This window comes from uncultured Mediterranea sp., from assembly GCF_902493215.1.
Taxonomy (GTDB): Bacteria; Bacteroidota; Bacteroidia; order Bacteroidales; family Bacteroidaceae; genus Bacteroides.
In genome coordinates this window covers 242,475-258,957 of sequence record NZ_CABUOL010000001.1, presented here as the reverse complement: position 1 = coordinate 258,957, position 16,483 = coordinate 242,475, and the positions used below count along the sequence as shown (strand labels likewise).

The 16,483-nt window shown below is 41.7% G+C and carries 7 protein-coding genes; all 7 read left to right on the top strand.

The genetic code is table 11. The features are described from left to right. Positions 1–126 precede the first annotated feature (126 nt). Positions 127–2,055, top strand: a complete 1,929-nt coding sequence (locus RDO88_RS00940; protein WP_307757562.1) for an alginate lyase family protein — start codon at positions 127–129, stop codon at positions 2,053–2,055. A 19-nt stretch (positions 2,056–2,074) separates the two neighbouring features. Next, positions 2,075–4,504, top strand: coding sequence for a glycoside hydrolase family 2 TIM barrel-domain containing protein (locus tag RDO88_RS00935; RefSeq protein WP_307757561.1), 2,430 nt, complete (start codon positions 2,075–2,077; stop codon positions 4,502–4,504). A 266-nt stretch (positions 4,505–4,770) separates the two neighbouring features. Then, positions 4,771–6,285, top strand: a complete 1,515-nt coding sequence (locus RDO88_RS00930) for a hypothetical protein (protein ID WP_374043879.1) — start codon at positions 4,771–4,773, stop codon at positions 6,283–6,285. Positions 6,286–6,646: 361 nt separating this feature from the next. Further along, a complete protein-coding gene (locus RDO88_RS00925) occupies positions 6,647–9,814 on the top strand; it encodes a SusC/RagA family TonB-linked outer membrane protein (RefSeq protein WP_307757632.1) in 3,168 nt (1,055 codons plus the stop codon). Between the two features lie 14 nt (positions 9,815–9,828). Continuing rightward, positions 9,829–11,793 carry a RagB/SusD family nutrient uptake outer membrane protein gene (locus RDO88_RS00920; RefSeq protein ID WP_307757559.1) on the top strand — a complete coding sequence of 655 codons (1,965 nt, stop codon included), beginning with the start codon at positions 9,829–9,831 and terminating at the stop codon, positions 11,791–11,793. 26 nt (positions 11,794–11,819) lie between these two features. Continuing rightward, entirely contained in the window at positions 11,820–14,651 is a 2,832-nt protein-coding gene (locus RDO88_RS00915) for a SusC/RagA family TonB-linked outer membrane protein (RefSeq protein WP_307757558.1), read from the top strand. Between the two features lie 19 nt (positions 14,652–14,670). Beyond that, positions 14,671–16,464, top strand: a complete 1,794-nt coding sequence (locus RDO88_RS00910) for a RagB/SusD family nutrient uptake outer membrane protein (RefSeq protein WP_307757557.1) — start codon at positions 14,671–14,673, stop codon at positions 16,462–16,464. The last annotated feature ends 19 nt before the right edge of the window (positions 16,465–16,483 follow it).

Below are 16,483 nucleotides of genomic sequence, written 5' to 3'. Positions count from 1 at the left end.
GAGGAGGCAGGTGGGTTGAATTTGATAGGATTGGGGATATTATTGATAATGACTTTTGGGGATGGTTCCTATTTTTGTATCTGACAAGTGAAACTTATAAATGATGTGACGTAAAATTTAGTACCAATGAAGAAGTTTATCTTATTACTAGTTGTGCTTTGTGCTTGCATGCTGGGATTGAAGGCTGAAACTAAGGTAATCCCCGTTATCCAAGTAACCTCCGTTTGGGACATGGAGCATCTGGCCAAAGTGAAGAAACAGATACGGAAACCTTTTTATGCAGCGTCCTATGAGGCATTGCTTCAGGAAGCGGACGGCTGGTTGAAGCAGGAGCCGCTTTCGGTCATGATGAAGAAGCAGGTGCCGGCCAGTGGCGACAAGCACGACTATATGAGCATCGCGCGATATTATTGGCCCGACCCGTCGAAACCCAACGGACTTCCCTATATAAATAAAGATGGAGAGGTAAACCCTGAAATCTTCGATTACGACCGCTATCCCCTGGGGCAGATGGTGGACAGGGTCATAGCGTTGACATTAGCCTGGTATTTCAGTGGTGAAGAACGGTATGCGGCTGAAGCTACGAAACAGGTACGCGTCTGGTTCTTGGACAAGGCTACTTGTATGAATCCGAATCTGGAGTATTCGCAAGTGGTGATGGGGAAAGACAATAACAAGGGACGCAGTTCGGGACTTATCGATACTTACTCTTTTATCGAAATGCTGGAGGCGGTGACTCTGTTGGAGAAATCACGCTCGTTTACAGAGGCAGACAGCAAGGCACTGAAAGCGTGGTTTGAGCAATTGACCGAATGGATGCTGACAAGCCCGCAAGGCAAGAAGGAAGCCGCCAGTGCAAATAATCATAGTGTGTCGTACGATACGCAGATTATTACTTTTGCTCTCTATTCGGGCAACCGAAAGTTGGCTGAAGAGACAATCAAGGCTTTCCCTGAAAAACGTCTGTTCCGCCAGGTGGAGCCAGATGGCAGCCAGCCGCAGGAATTGCGTAGGACACTTGCTTTCCACTACTCCAGAGAGAACTTGACCCATGTCATCAATATCATGCTGATGGCGAAACGGGCTGGCTTGCCTATCGACCGACTGGAGTCGGCAGACGGAAGAAGTTTCTACAAAGCGATAGATTTCCTCACTCCATATGTTGAAAAAGGTCAGGAGGCATGGCCCTATCAACAGATTAGCGGGTGGGATGGGGAAGTACAGAGTTTCTGCAAGGATCTGTATCGCATTGCTTCTTGCCTGAATCCTGCGAAGAAGGAGGAATATCTGCGTCTTTTCCGCTCCCATCATGTATATCATCTGAAGGATCGTTTCAATCTGTTGTTTTTGGATGAAGACCTGCTAGCTGGATGTTCTCCTAAAGTAATATTGAAATTGGATGATTTGTCGGTGAAGAACCATATATGCAGTTGTGCATCTGTGATGGATGTATTGAAACGACGTGGAATATCGGCTTCGTTTGGTATCATTATGCAACGTTGCGACGCCACTCTTCAATCGTCCTTACGCCCTTACATGCAAGCCAAGGATGCGGAAGGGAACCGCCTTTTCGAGTTCTGGCATCATGGATACGATCACAAACGCCCTGAATTCGGAGGGGCCTCCTATGAACATCAGAAGCGCCATTTTGAACTGGCCGACTCTTTGGGCAAGGCGATGTTGGGCGTTGAACTGACCACCTTTGGCGCTCCTTTTAATCAGGTGGACAGTCTGACGGCACGGGTTATTCAGGAGAATGGTAATTATCGGTATGTGTTCTTTGCTAACGAACGCCTGTTTCAGGGTTCAGATGTTTGTCTCTTGAACAATCGGATCAATATGGAAGATGGTACCGGTAAGGTGGATTACAAGTATTTCCTGAAGAACTATAAGGCTGGAGGAGCGGTAGAGAAACCCTACATCGTTCTGCAGGGACATCCCAACCAATGGGACGAGCAAAGGATAAAGGAGTTTGTGCAGATTATAGAATTCCTGCAAAAAGAAGGTTGCGAGTTTGTGTTGCCTTCTCAGATGGATGTAATGACTAAGTTATAAATAGTTAGATGATAGGACTATGAATAAATACATTGGATGTTGGTTGGTATTGTTTTGCCTGATTTCAGTAGAATCTTTTGCCAAGATTCCTGTTTCTAAAGACAAGAAAATCAGGTTGGTTGAGAATTGGCAATTCCTGAAAGGGGACGTAGGCAACGTTTGGGAGTTGGTGCGCCCTGCGCGGAAAGGGCAGCCCGAAAGTCAACCGATATGGACACCGGTCACTCTTCCGCATTGTTTCAATGCAGAAGACGGGGTTGACCCTGATGTGAACTATTATCAGGGGCCGGGTTGGTACAAGACGCTGCTCGAAGTGAACAACCCTTATGCCGGCGGACGTGTGTTGCTGGAGTTCGAAGGAGCGGGGCAGAAGACTGAAGTATATGTCTATATGGAGAAAGTTGCCTCTCATGTAGGAGGTTACGACAGTTGGAATGTGGATATAACAGAAGCCGTCAACCGTTTCTTGGCTACCAAGGATGCGGAGCGTTTTAAGGGAAAGGTACCGTTGAGTATCCGTTGTGACAATTCTCGCGACGCGGAGATGATTCCTTCCGACTTGTCTGACTTCAATCTTTATGGAGGCCTTTACCGCTATGTCAATTTGGTATATACGCCTGCAGTTTCGGTCGGCTCGTTGCAGATTACTCCCGAAGTGCCTGCCTCCAAACGGGGAGTGCTGAACATTACAGGCCGTTTCTATAATCCGACGGATGTGAAAACGGCTTCTGTCTCTGTCGAAATCGAGAATCCTCAAGGCGAGGTCGTGGCTTCGCGTCAGATGGATTCGGTGGTGCCGTTGGGAGATTTCTATGTGGAGGATATCGAGATTCAGAAACCCGTCTGGTGGCATGTGGACGCTCCGAAGCTGTATACCTGTCGGGTGTCTGTTACGGCCGATGGACAGACATGGGTATCAACAGAGCGTTTCGGCTTCCGTACGTATGAGTTTCAGGAGAAAGGTCCGTTCTTCTTGAACGGCGAGAGACTTTTGTTGAGGGGAACCCACCGCCACGAAGACCATGCCGGCGTGGGAGCAGCAATGACCGAAGAGCAGATGGTAGAGGAGATGAAGATGATGAAGCAGATGGGTGTCAACTTTATTCGCCTGGGCCATTACCAGCAATCGGAAATCATTCTGAATCTTTGTGACGAACTGGGCATTCTGGTGTGGGAAGAAATTCCCTGGTGCAGAGGTGGTTTGGGAGGTGAAGCATATCAGGCACAGGCCAAACGGATGCTTACTCATATGATAGAGCAACACTACAACCACCCTTCTGTCATCATCTGGGGGCTGGGCAACGAGAATGATTGGCCCAATGATTTCCCTGAATTCGACAAGGCCAAGATTCGCGCTTTCATGAGCGAATTGCATAGTTTGGCCCATCGTTTGGATGCCAGCCGCCTGACGGCTATCCGCCGTTGTGCTTTCTGTAGCGACATTGTGGATGTCTATTCACCTTCTATCTGGCGGGGATGGTATGGCGGTGTGTTCACTGATTACAAGGAAACCTCGCGGACGGAAATGGAGAAGGTGAAGCGTTTCCTGCATGTGGAGTGGGGTGGAGACAGCCATGCCGGTCGTCACAACGAGGTAATCGATGCTGGTTGGGATACGGACAGCTATTTGAAAGCTTGGACAAAGAAGAAGAACGAGTGGAGTGAATCCTACATCGTACGCCTGATAGACTGGCATCTGAAGGAGCAGGAGACGATGCCGTGGCTGACGGGTACGGCCTATTGGCCTTTCAAGGACTTTTCCACACCTGTCCGTCCTGAGAACCCTGTCCCTTACGTCAATCAGAAGGGAGTGGTGGAGCGCGATTTTACGAAGAAGGAAGCCTACTACGTCTTCCAGTCTTATTGGGCAAAAGAACCGATGATTCATATCTATGGACACACGTGGCCCATCCGTTGGGGAGAGCCTGGCCAAGAGCAGGAAGTGCTGGTTTACTCCAATTGCGGAGAAGTGGAATTGTTCTTGAATGGAGTGAGCCAGGGTATCAGAAAAAGAAATTCGCAGGATTTCCCTGCCGCCGGCCTCCATTGGCACGTGAAATTTCAGAAAGGGAAGAACGTGCTGAAAGCCGTTTCGCTCGGCAAGGTCGCGGTGGAAGATGAGATTTGCTTTGAATATCAGACCGAAAAATGGGAGAAACCCACCCGCCTCGAAGTGAGTTCCTCGATGGTAACCGACGGAGTTGCAGAGGTTGAGGCTTATCTGGTGGACAAGAACGGCGTGAAATGCCTGGATGCAGACGACTTTGTTTACTTTGGTTTGACTGGCGACGGAGAGCTGATCCAGAATCAGGGCACTTCCATCGGTTCGCGTAAGGTACAGGCCCAGAATGGTCGGGTACGAATCCGTGTACGTCTGAATGGGGGCGTTTCTTGTGTGTCGGTCAAGGTAGAGGGAATACCTACAGCCTTTTTGCAGGTGAAACCCTGAGTCCGTGAGGTGGTATGCCGTCGGCATTCGGCTGGCCGCATACCACTTTGCTTTTTCTTTCTCGGAAAGAAAGCATTGTTTTTATGGGAACAAAACATTGCTTTATCGGGTGTAAAACATTGCTTCCTTTCACTCCAAACATTGCCTCTTTTTATCCGAAGCATTGTCGTTGCATGTGGAAAAGTTCTTGTTTGTATGATAATCCATTGAATATCTGTAAGATTATGAAAAATATAGCATTTGTCTATGGCCTGATTCTGTGGTTGATGTGCTTCCCTCAGATGCAGGCCCAGCTGAAGATGCCCGCAGGGTGGCAGTCTTCTTACGTGAAGATAACTTCTGAAGGGAAACTGGTTTATATCCCCGATGAAAAGGGAAATACAATTCCCGATTTCAGCCGGGTGGGATACCATCATGGAGACCGCTCCATCCCCCGACTGACAACGGTTACCAAAGTGCTCTCGCCTGCGGCCGATGGGGATAACAGGCGGCAGATTCAGGAAGCCATAGACGACGTGTCGCGCATGGCTCCTGATGCCGAAGGGCATCGTGGAACCATCTTGCTGAAACGGGGCGTATACCCTGTCCAAGGTACCATTCATATCCGTCAGAGTGGCATTATTCTGATAGGTGAGGGCGATCAGGTGAACGAAACAAGGCTTGTAGCCGTCGGTAGGGAAAAACATACGCTGATTCAAGTGTCGGGTGAGGGCAGGCCGGTTGAGGTAGAGGGCAGCCGCGTGCGTATTACAGATACTTTCGTGCCTGTAGGTGCCACGTCGTTTGAAGTGGATCGGTCGGAGGATTTCCAGCCGGGCGACCGAATCATCCTTTTTCGACCGGGTACCACGCAATGGATTCATGATTTGCAGATGGACCGTATTAAAGAAAGGCCGGGTACCCGCCAGTGGGGAGCAAAAGAATACGATTTGTCATACGAACGCCAGGTTGTGAAGGTAGAAGGCAAGAGGATATGGATTGACAATCCAGTTGTCATGCAGATGGATGCCCGATATGGTGGCGGAGCCATTTATAAATATCGGTTTGATGGTCGGATTCAGGAAGTAGGTATTATGAATCTGTGTCTCGAGTCGGAATTCGAAGATTATGAAGATGTGAATCATGGTTGGGTGGGTGTTCTGTTTGATAAGGTTGAGAATTGTTGGGCCGGTAATCTGACCTGCCGCTATTTTGGTTATGCGGCGGTGAGTTGCGGTGCTTTTGCCAAGAATGTGACCGTGACTGATTGCCGTTGTTTCTCGCCCAAGTCGGTCATTACTGGCGGATGGCGCTATTCGTTCAACAACAACGGGCAACAGAATCTCTTTATGAATTGCCAGGCAACGGAAGGCCGTCACGACTTTGTGACAGGTGCGCGTGTCTGTGGACCGAATGTTTTTTACAACTGTACGGCTTCTCAGACCTATGCCGATATCGGTCCCCATCATCGTTGGGCTTCAGGTACATTGTATGACAATATTATCACAGACGGAGAAATCAATGTTCAGGATCGTGGCAACTGGGGTTCGGGGCATGGTTGGGCTGGTGTGACTCAAGTTTTGTGGAATTGTCGTGTAAAGGCTGCTACGGTGCAGTCTCCATGGGTATCGGGTGACAATTATTGCTTCGGCTTGAAAGGAGAAAAGACAGAAGGCCGTTTAAGCGGAAGACCAGACGGCGTCTGGGAAGGACAGGGCGAGACGAATGTTTTTCCCCGTTCATTGTACGTGGCGCAGCTGATGGCGCGGCAAGGGGTGAATTTGGGTAGTTTGAAGAAATAGAAATATTACTTTGCATTATAAAGAACACGTTTTTAGTATGTTATACTCTATAACATAGTGTGTCTTATCAAAAATTTCATGGAATGAAACGTTTTTTATAGAGTATGATATAGAATTTAAAACCATTTTTTTATAAAATCTCTTTATTTGCAAAGGTAGCGCTAAGTATTCTTAGTCTATTGTTTAGGTATAATTTTGTTTTGTAACCTTTTTAAAATTGACTTGTTGTTTAACTTTAATGTTTTATATCATGAAAGACAAAGAAAGTGGTTAATAACTGATGTAGTTGTGAAAAACAATACATTTTGTAAAGAGAAAATTTTCTTAAAATCTAGTTGTGGAAAAATTTAAAAAGAGTGTAATGGAAGAATGTAGAACAAAAATTTTAAAGATTCCTTGCCTGCTTTTATTGATGTTAATGTTTGGACTAGGATTGCAGGCACAAGGATTGCAAGTAAAAGGGGTTATTTTGGATTCCAATGGGGAGAGTGTGATTGGAGCTTCTATTGTATTGAAGGGGAACACAGCGGTGGGAACGATTTCCGATATAGATGGGAATTTTACATTGTCTGTTCCAAACGAGAATGCGACATTGGTAGTGTCTTTTATTGGAATGAAATCGCAGGAAATTAAAGTGAACTCAAAGAAATTGATTCGTGTGATATTGGAGGATGATTCCCAGCAATTGGATGAGGTTATTGTTGTAGGTTATGGTCAGCAGAAGAAGGCTAGTGTCGTAGGTGCTATTACTCAGACTACTGGACAGGTGCTGGAACGTGCAGCAGGTATTACGGATATAGGCGCTGCTTTAACAGGTAATCTGCCGGGTGTTATTACGACTTCAGATAATGGTATGCCCGGTGGTGAGGAGCCTAAAATTACGATTCGTGGTGCCAGTTCATGGAATAATAGTGATCCTTTAGTCTTGGTTGATGGTGTAGAACGTCCTATGAGTAGTGTAGATATGGCTTCTGTTGAAACCTTGTCTGTGTTAAAAGATGCTTCTGCAACAGCTGTTTATGGTGTAAAAGGTGCTAATGGTGTAATTTTGATAACGACAAAACGAGGCGCAGAAGGCAAAGCTAAAATTAATGTATCTGCCAATGCTGTAATGAAGACGCCGTCTCGTCTTCCAAACAAACTGGACTCTTATGATGCTTACATGGCACGTAACATGATTATTGAGCATGAATTGAATCTGAATCCCGATTCATGGAATGATATTCGTCCACAATCGTTTATAGATAATTTCCGGAATCAAACGACTGTAGAGCAAAGGGAACGTTATCCGAACGTGGATTGGAAGGATGTACTTTTTAAAGACTTTGCTATGTCCTACAACGCAAATGTTAATATCAGTGGTGGTACAAAGTTTGTAAAATACTTTGCATCAATGGATTATGTGCATGAAGGGGACTTGTATCGTGAGTTTAAAACAGGACGTGGCTATGATAATGGTTTTGGTTATGATCGCATTAATATGCGTACCAATCTGGACTTTAACATAACTAAAACAACGGTCTTTAAAGTAAGTTTGGCAGGGTCAAGTGGACAAACTGAACGTCCTTATTATTACAGTAGTGCGACTAGTGGATCAGCAAGTAAACAAGCTGGAGCTTGGGCTGGTGTATATACTACGCCGCCGGACGTTTTTCTTCCTGTTTATAGTGACGGATCTTTAGGTTACTATCCATCTGACATTAATATGTATAATTCTGTGGATTTGATAGCTACAGGTGGAGCAGCTCAGCATACAACAACTCGAATCACTACGGATTTTGTGTTGGAACAAAAATTGGATTTTATTACTAAAGGATTGAGCTTTAGAGGAATGATAGCTTGGGATAATACGTTCCAGGAAAATGATAGAGGAATTAGTGAGCCTCAATCTAATAATGGATCCAACCAACGGAGAAAATATATAGATCCAGATACAGGAAATGTCACTTATCAATTCCCATTTGAAACTAATAATCAATTTGATATGTATCCTATTTGGGACTGGGTTGTTGAGAGTGGTTCTGTAAATAATGGCGCAACTCGGCGTAGCCTGAATTATCAGTTACAATTGAATTGGGCGCGCGATTTCGGGAAACATAGTGTGACAGCTATGGGGCTGTTTAGTCGTCAGGAGGTAGCTCAGGGTAGTGAGATTCCTCATTTCCGTGAAGATTGGGCTTTCCGTACAACCTATGATTGGGCTGGGCGGTATTTTATTGAATACAATGGTGCTTATAATGGTTCAGAGAAATTCAGCAAGGACAATCGTTTTGCCTTTTTTAACTCTGGCGCTATTGGTTGGATGATTAGTGAAGAACCATTTATGGCTTTTTTAAGAGAGAAGAAGATCTTGGATATGATGAAAATAAGGGTATCTTACGGTGAAATTGGTGATGATAATATTAGTGGCAGATGGCTTTTTCAAGATCAGTGGGCATATAATAGCAGTTGGCAGGCTTATATGGATCCAACAAAGAGAGGTGGTAAGAGCCCTTATAGCTGGTATAGGGAATCGGTTATAGGAAATGACGATGTTCATTGGGAAAAAGTAAGAAAACTAAATTTAGGTATTGATTATGCATTGTTGGATGGTTTGTTCGCTGGTAGTATTGAAGTGTTCCGTGATAAGCGTTCGGATATCTTGATTAATGGTTCTAGTCGAGCTGTCCCTTCCTATTTTGGAGCAACGCCAGCCACAATTAATAAGGGTAAAGTAAATACCAAAGGTTATGAGTTGGAATTACGTTTTAACAAGAAATTGGAGAATGGAATGCGTTTGTGGGCTAATATGAGCATGACACATGCCGAAAATAAGGTAATTGTAAAAGATGATATGCCTCTTTTACCGAGTTATCGTCAAGCTGCAGGTTATCCTATGGGGCAAGGACGTTATTATTTGGATGATGGATTTATTGGTTCATATGATGAATTATATGGAAGTCCTAAGCATGATTCTAATAATGAAAGTCGTATTCCAGGTGATTATTACATTATAGATTTCAATGGTGATGGAGTGATAAATCAGGATGATCAGGCACCGTATGGACATCCTACTACTCCACAAAATACTTATAATGCGACTATTGGCTTTGAATGGAAAGGCTTCAGTTGTTTTGCTCAATTTTATGGTGTGAACAATGTAAGTCGAGCTGTACAATTGAATTGTTTCAATAATCGTTATAATGTAGTGTTTGATACAGGTACTTGGTGGGCTGAGGCTGGAAACTCTGCAGATTTTGTAACTCCCCGTTGGTTGACTAAGCCGGTAGCTGCTTACAATGGGACCCAGTATGTATATGATGCTTCTTTTATACGTTTGAAAAACGTGGAAGTTTCTTATACATTTAAAAATAATTGGACCCGTCAGATTGGTGTTTCCAATTTACGACTTTTCATTAGCGGTAATAATTTATGGATGTGGTCACGTATGCCTGATGATCGTGAAGGTAATTTCACGGGCGCAAGTACTAGTTCTGGAGCTTATCCTATCATGAAACGTGTAAATTTGGGCGTGAAATTTTCATTATAATTTAAAATGTAAGTATGGAAATAAAAAGATTATTTGCTAGATCATTATATGTGTTTTCGTTCGCCTGTTCTTCCATTGTTTTCAGTGGGTGTACGGCATATTTGGACAGGGAGGTAGATGCTATAGTCTCAAGTGATGACGCTTTTAAGAATTTCTTCAATTTCCAAGGATATATTGAAGAAATGTATAATGCTATACCTGATAAGCAGAAAGCAGGAGGAGGTACTGCAGATCATAATTTCGGTGAAGATGAGATTCAAAATGTCAGTTGGGGTGATAGTAAAATTACGAATCAATTTGATTTGGGTAATTTCCGGCAGTGGTTGAATGATAATCAAACTTGGCTTTATAACTCAAAATCGGATCCGACACGACTTGACGGACATAATAAGGTACGTTTGCAGGCCTTGTGGCAAAATGCTTGGTATTGTATACGTAAGGCAAACCTAGGGTTGGAGAATCTGGACAAGTTGGTGGATGCAACTCAAGAAGAACGGGATTTGATTGAAGGTCAATTATATTTCTTTCGTGCTTGGTGGCATGAAGAAATGATACAATGGGTAGGTGGTTTACCCTATGTCGATAGAACATTTGGTCCTTCTGAAGAATTGAAATTGCCTCGCTTGTCGTATCAAGAGTGTGCAGATCGATGCGCTGCTGATTTTCGTCGTGCAGCCGATTTGTTGCCAATAAATTGGGATGATACAGAGGTTGGGAAAAATACTTTGGGGAAAAATGACCTTCGTATAAATAAGATTATGGCTTTGGGTTATCTCGGTAGGGTTTATTTGTGGGCTGCTAGCCCTTTGATGGAACATGGAGCCCAACTGGGGGGAACAAAAACTTACGATTATAATAAGGATTATGCTAAAAAAGCAGCTGAAGCATTTGGAGAATTGTTGACTTTGGTAGAAAGTGGCCAAACTCAGTATGCACTTGCAGAATTTAAATATGATAATATTTATGATCATGAGAAATCTAAGTCTGCGGCAAATTGTTATACGGATGTATTTTATACTCTTAAGCAGAATTGGAAAATGCCAGGTACTACCGAAGCCATTTTTAGAGGATTGTTGAGTTCAAATAATACAAGTTTATGGGGATTTGTAACTCAATATGGTCCTAAAATGAATGGTTTAGGTGTCAGAGGTAATAACATAAAAATGCCTACTGCTAATTATGTGAATTATTATGGTATGGCTAATGGGCTTCCATTGGATGATCCTAATTCTGGTTTTGATAAAGAACATCCTTTCAAGGGACGCGATCCTCGTTTTTATCATGATTTTATGTTTGATGGTTTCAAATACTTAAATAAGAATTTGACGAAGGATAATCCGGATTATGATTTCACATATTGTACATTGAGTACAAATGGAAAGATGAGGGATGTTGTGTTAGGAAGTCGTACCGGCTATTTTATTCATAAATTAGTTCCTCATACAGCAAATAAACATGATTTGGCTTATACGGATGCTCAAGCATTCCAAACGCATGCTTCTTATATGCGTTTGGCTGATATTTATCTAATGTATGCAGAAGCAGGTGCTGCTATCAGTGGGGCTTCTTATAAAGCTAGTAATTTTAGTAAAACAGCTGAAGAGGTAATTAATGTTATTCGAGATCGTTGTGGAGCGGGACATGTTGCTGCATCTTACGTAAGCGATCCGCATAAATTCATGGATGAAGTTCGTCGTGAAAGAGCTGTAGAATTATCATTCGAAGGTTTTCGTTTTAACGATTTACAGCGATGGTTACTTTTGACAGAGTATCCTTATAATATTAAAACATCTCAAGAATTTGATCGTTTAGAGGATGATGATTTCTTTGAAAATAATGATCCTCGTAATGCTCGTGTGGCCAATTGGAGGGAAGAAGTAATTCTTAAACGTGTATATGGAGTAAAGCATTACTGGCTTCCTCTTCCTAATGATGATGTGTATTTGTATCCGGAATTCCCACAAAATCCTGGCTGGTAATGTATTAACTATAAAAGTGAACAGAAATGAAACATATACATAAAAAACTTCTTTCATTATCTTTGTTGTTGGTATCTGCATGGAATCCAATAGGAGCTCAAAGTGACAATGAGTTGATAGGAGATTCGTTGGTGATTCCTGATAATAAAGAAATGCAAATTGCTTATCGTAAAATAGCATCTAAAGATCGATTGGGAGGTGTATCGGTTGTTAATGTAGAAGATTTGATGGAGAAGAATTATTATACTGGTACATTGGACAATATGCAGGCATTTGTAGGTGGTTGGCATAATAGTCTTCTTTGGGGCTTAAATGACTATTTGGCTTTGGTTGATGGTGCACCACGTGATTTGAGTTCTGTGAAGCCTGATGAAATCGAAAGCATTACTTTTTTAAAGGGGGCTCAGGCCGTGGTACTTTATGGTAGCCGTGCTGCCGAAGGTGCTATTCTTGTAACAACCAAGCGTGGTAAGATTTCTTCATTGAAGATTGATGTACGTGCTAATACGGGTTGGAATGTAGCTAAAGCTTATCCAGAATATTTAGGTTCTGCTGAATATATGACGCTTTATAATGAGGCTCTTCAGAATGATGGATTGGAACCGAAGTATGGTGCTAATGAGATCTATTATTCGAGTACGGGAATAAATCCTTATCGTTATCCGAATGTTGATTTCTATTCGTCGGATTATATCCGAAAGGCTTATAACCGGTCGGATGTTACTGCAGAGCTTACGGCTGGAAGTGAACGTGCTCGTTTCTATGCGAACATTAGTTATTTTAATAATGGTAGTCAAATGAATTTTGGCCAAGGTAAATATAATCGGAATGATCGGTTTAGCGTGCGTGGCAATGTTGATGTGAATATCAATGAGTTTGTTTCGGCTTATGTTAATTCTAACGTTTCTTTTGCTAATTCAAAAGGTACTGTCGGAGGAAATTATTGGGAGTTGGCATCTACATTCCGCCCTAACCGTATATCTCCTTTGATTCCGCTTAGTATGATTGATCCTAATGCTACAGCCATATGGGATTTGTTAAAGACTTCCAATAATATTATTGATGGAAAATATTTCTTGGCAGGAACCCAGCAGGATTTGACAAATGTATTTGCCGATTATTATGCTGCTGGTAAGAGTAGTTCTACGAAACGTAATCTCCAATTTGATGCAGGTGTAAATATTGATTTAGGAAAAGTGCTAAATGGTTTATCATTTCATACACAATTCTCGATGGATTATGCCACTTCCTATAATACGAAGTATGATCGAAAATATGCAACCTTTATTCCCACTTGGGGAAACTACAATGGACAGGATATGATTATTGGTCTAGAAAAGAGTGCTACTAATGATGAAAATTCTGGGAAACAGAATATTAGTGGTAGCGTTTCTGACCGAACGGTATCTTTTAATGCACATTTTGATTATAATCGAGTGTTTAATAGAAGTCATCAACTGGATGCAATGTTATTAGTCAGCGGTTTTCAACAGACATTCTCTGGGGAATATCACCGAACTTGTAATGCAAATCTTGGCATACAAACTTCGTATAATTACCAACATAAATATTATGCAGAGTTCGGTGGCTCTTTGATTCATTCAGCCCGTTTGGCAGAGGGACATCGTAATGCTTTTTCTCCATCATTGACTATTGGATGGAATTTAGCTGAAGAAGATTTCTTGAAAGGTTCTGTTGTAGATGAGTTGATGATTAGTGCAAGTGGTAGCATTCTGAATACGGATATAGGAATTGACTATTACATGTATAAAGGTGGTTATAATTTAGCTGGATCTAGTTGGGGATGGTATGATGGTGGTAGCATGAAATTGAGTTATGCTTTACGAGGAAGTAATGAAGATCTGACATTTATTAAACGAAAGGAATTCTCTACAAATGTCCGGACTTCTTTGTGGAATCGCACATTGACAGCTGATGCTTCTTTCTTTATTAATTCTCTTGAAGGAAGTATTATACAGTCCTCCAATTTATTCCCAAGTTATTTTGATTATTCGGATGAGCAAAATATTCTTCCTTATATTAATTATAATAATGATCGTAGAATGGGATTTGACTTCTCGTTAAATTATAAGACTCGTTTGGGTGAGGTGGATTTCTCAGCAGGTATCAATGGTACTTATTATGTGACGAAAGCAACTCGTAGAGACGATAGTAATTATGAATATACTTATCAATATCGCCAAGGTAAAGAGCTAAGTACTATCTGGGGATATGAATGCTTAGGCTTCTTTAATACAGAGGATGAGATAGCTTCTGCTCCTTCTCAGACAACTTTAGGTGGAGGAGTCCCTAAACCTGGTGATTTGAGATATAAAGACCAGAATAATGATAATGTGATTGATTCAAAAGACCAAGTAGCTTTGGGACAATCTAATTCACCCTTCACAATGGGACTTAATCTGACTGCTAAGTATAAGAACTTTACATTATTTGTGTTGGGGACTGGATATATAGGAGGTCAATTTCTTAAAAATAATCAAGATTATTATTGGATATCTGGTGAAGATAAATATTCAAAAGTAGTACGTGGACGTTGGACACCCGAAACGGCAGCTACAGCCACATATCCACGTCTAACTACAGGAAATGGAAATAATAATTTTACGAGTTCAACGTTTTGGTTATGTAATAAGAGTCGTTTTGATATAGCCAAAATTCAGTTGACATATGATCTTCCTAAGAAAATGCTGCGTGGAAAGAAAATTAATGCTCTTTCTGCTTATGTGAGTGGAGCAAACTTATTGACTATTTCGAAGGAACGGGAACATTTTGAAACTAATATAGGTTCAGCGCCTCAAACTCGTTTTTATAATTTGGGTATAAAAGCAACTTTCTAAATCAAAAATTACAAGAAATATGAAAAGTAAACTGATAATATTGCTGTTTTGTATCCCTTTGCTAAGTTCGTGCGATGACATGTTTGAACCAGCTTTGGAAAATATATATGATGAAAACATGATGCATAGCCAGCCAACTTTTGCGCAGGGAATTTTGGGGCAAGCTTATGCTTTATTGCCATATACTACTGCTCCGCAGAGTGATTTAGCAACTGACGATGCTGTTTCAAACGATATTAATAATAGTTATCTTAAAATGGCAACAGGAAGTTGGGCTTCTAATAGCGACCCTTTATCCCGATGGAAAAAACATTATTATGCAATACAAAATATAAACTTGGTCTTAAAGCATATTGACCAAATTACTTGGGCAGAAGATGAATCTGCCAATAAAATGTTTTATATGCATTATAAAGGAGAGTGTTATGCCATGCGTGCATTGCATACTTTTTTCTTGCTTCAAACTCATGCCGGAAAAACTAGCAGCGGAGAACTATTAGGAGTACCTTTACATTTAGAAGCAGAAGATGCTAGCTCAGATTTTAATAAACCACGAGATAGCTATCAGAAATGCGTAGAACAGGTATTGGCTGATATGAATCAAGCAATGGAGTTACTGCCTCTAGACTTTGGAGATGTATCTTCTGTTAATGAAATTCCTGAGAAATATATTCAGGAAGGTGCTAATGTTGAAAGCTATAATCGTGCTTTTGGCCAACATATGAAGGGGAGAATTAGTAATCGTATAATTGAAGCTATTCGGACTCAACTTTTATTGATGGCCGCTAGTCCTGCATTTAGTGAGGGGTCTGGAATTACGTGGGAAAATGTAGCCGATAATGCAGCTATAGTACTCGATCGTATTGGAGGTGTTTCTGGTATGGATATGGATGGGTGGACTTGGTACACAAATGTAAATGAGATTGCTAACTTGTCTGCAGGTGATAATCCACAAGAAATTCTATGGCGCGGTCGTATCTCGGATAATAATACTCGTGAAGCAGATAATTATCCTCCTTCAATTTATGGAAAAGGAAGAGTAAATCCGACCCAAAACTTGGTAGATGCTTTCCCGATGGCAAATGGGTACCCTATAGATGATCCTCGTGGATTTTTTGACTCCACTCAGCCGTATGAAAATCGTGATCCTCGATTGAAAACCTATGTATTGGTGAATGGTGAAACACAAGGGGTGAAGAATAGTGTTATTATAACGGGTGTTTACGGAGATAATTTAGACCGTTTGAATGGAGAGAATGGAAAGTCTACTCGTACAGGGTACTATTTGCGTAAGCAGTTACGTTCAGATATTAATCTTACTCCCAATTCAACAAGTACGCAAAAGCACTATACTGCATTTATTCGTTATACGGAAATATTCTTAGCATATGCAGAGGCTGCCAATGAGGCTTGGGGACCTTTAGGTAAGGGAGCACATAATTATTCTGCTTATGATGTAATAAAGGCGATTCGTTCACGAGCTGGTATAGGTGTGATGAATGGTGATCCTTATTTGGAAGAAGCCAAAAATAATAAGGATAAAATGCGTGAATTGATTCGTAATGAACGTCGTTTGGAACTTTGTTTTGAAAATTTCCGTTTTTGGGATTTACGTCGTTGGAAGGTTGGACTTGAGGAACTTAATGAAACTGCAGAGGGGGTTGAAATTCAGAAGGTAGAAGGAGCAGGCTCGTTAGTTTATTTGCCTTTTGATGCAGAAGAACGTAGATATAAAGACTATATGTATTATGGTCCTATTCCATATAGTGAAACTCAGAAATATAATAGTTTGGAACAGAATGCAGGTTGGTAAATTAATCCATTAAATTTAG

Excerpts from the sequence above, each read along its gene's own strand:
- RDO88_RS00925 (WP_307757632.1), top strand. The coding sequence starts at position 6,647 with ATGGAAGAATGTAGAACAAAAATTTTAAAGATTCCTTGCCTGCTTTTA.
- RDO88_RS00940 (WP_307757562.1), top strand. The coding sequence starts at position 127 with ATGAAGAAGTTTATCTTATTACTAGTTGTGCTTTGTGCTTGCATGCTG.
- RDO88_RS00910 (WP_307757557.1), top strand. The coding sequence starts at position 14,671 with ATGAAAAGTAAACTGATAATATTGCTGTTTTGTATCCCTTTGCTAAGT.
- RDO88_RS00930 (WP_374043879.1), top strand. The coding sequence starts at position 4,771 with ATGTGCTTCCCTCAGATGCAGGCCCAGCTGAAGATGCCCGCAGGGTGG.
- RDO88_RS00920 (WP_307757559.1), top strand. The coding sequence starts at position 9,829 with ATGGAAATAAAAAGATTATTTGCTAGATCATTATATGTGTTTTCGTTC.
- RDO88_RS00915 (WP_307757558.1), top strand. The coding sequence starts at position 11,820 with ATGAAACATATACATAAAAAACTTCTTTCATTATCTTTGTTGTTGGTA.
- RDO88_RS00935 (WP_307757561.1), top strand. The coding sequence starts at position 2,075 with ATGAATAAATACATTGGATGTTGGTTGGTATTGTTTTGCCTGATTTCA.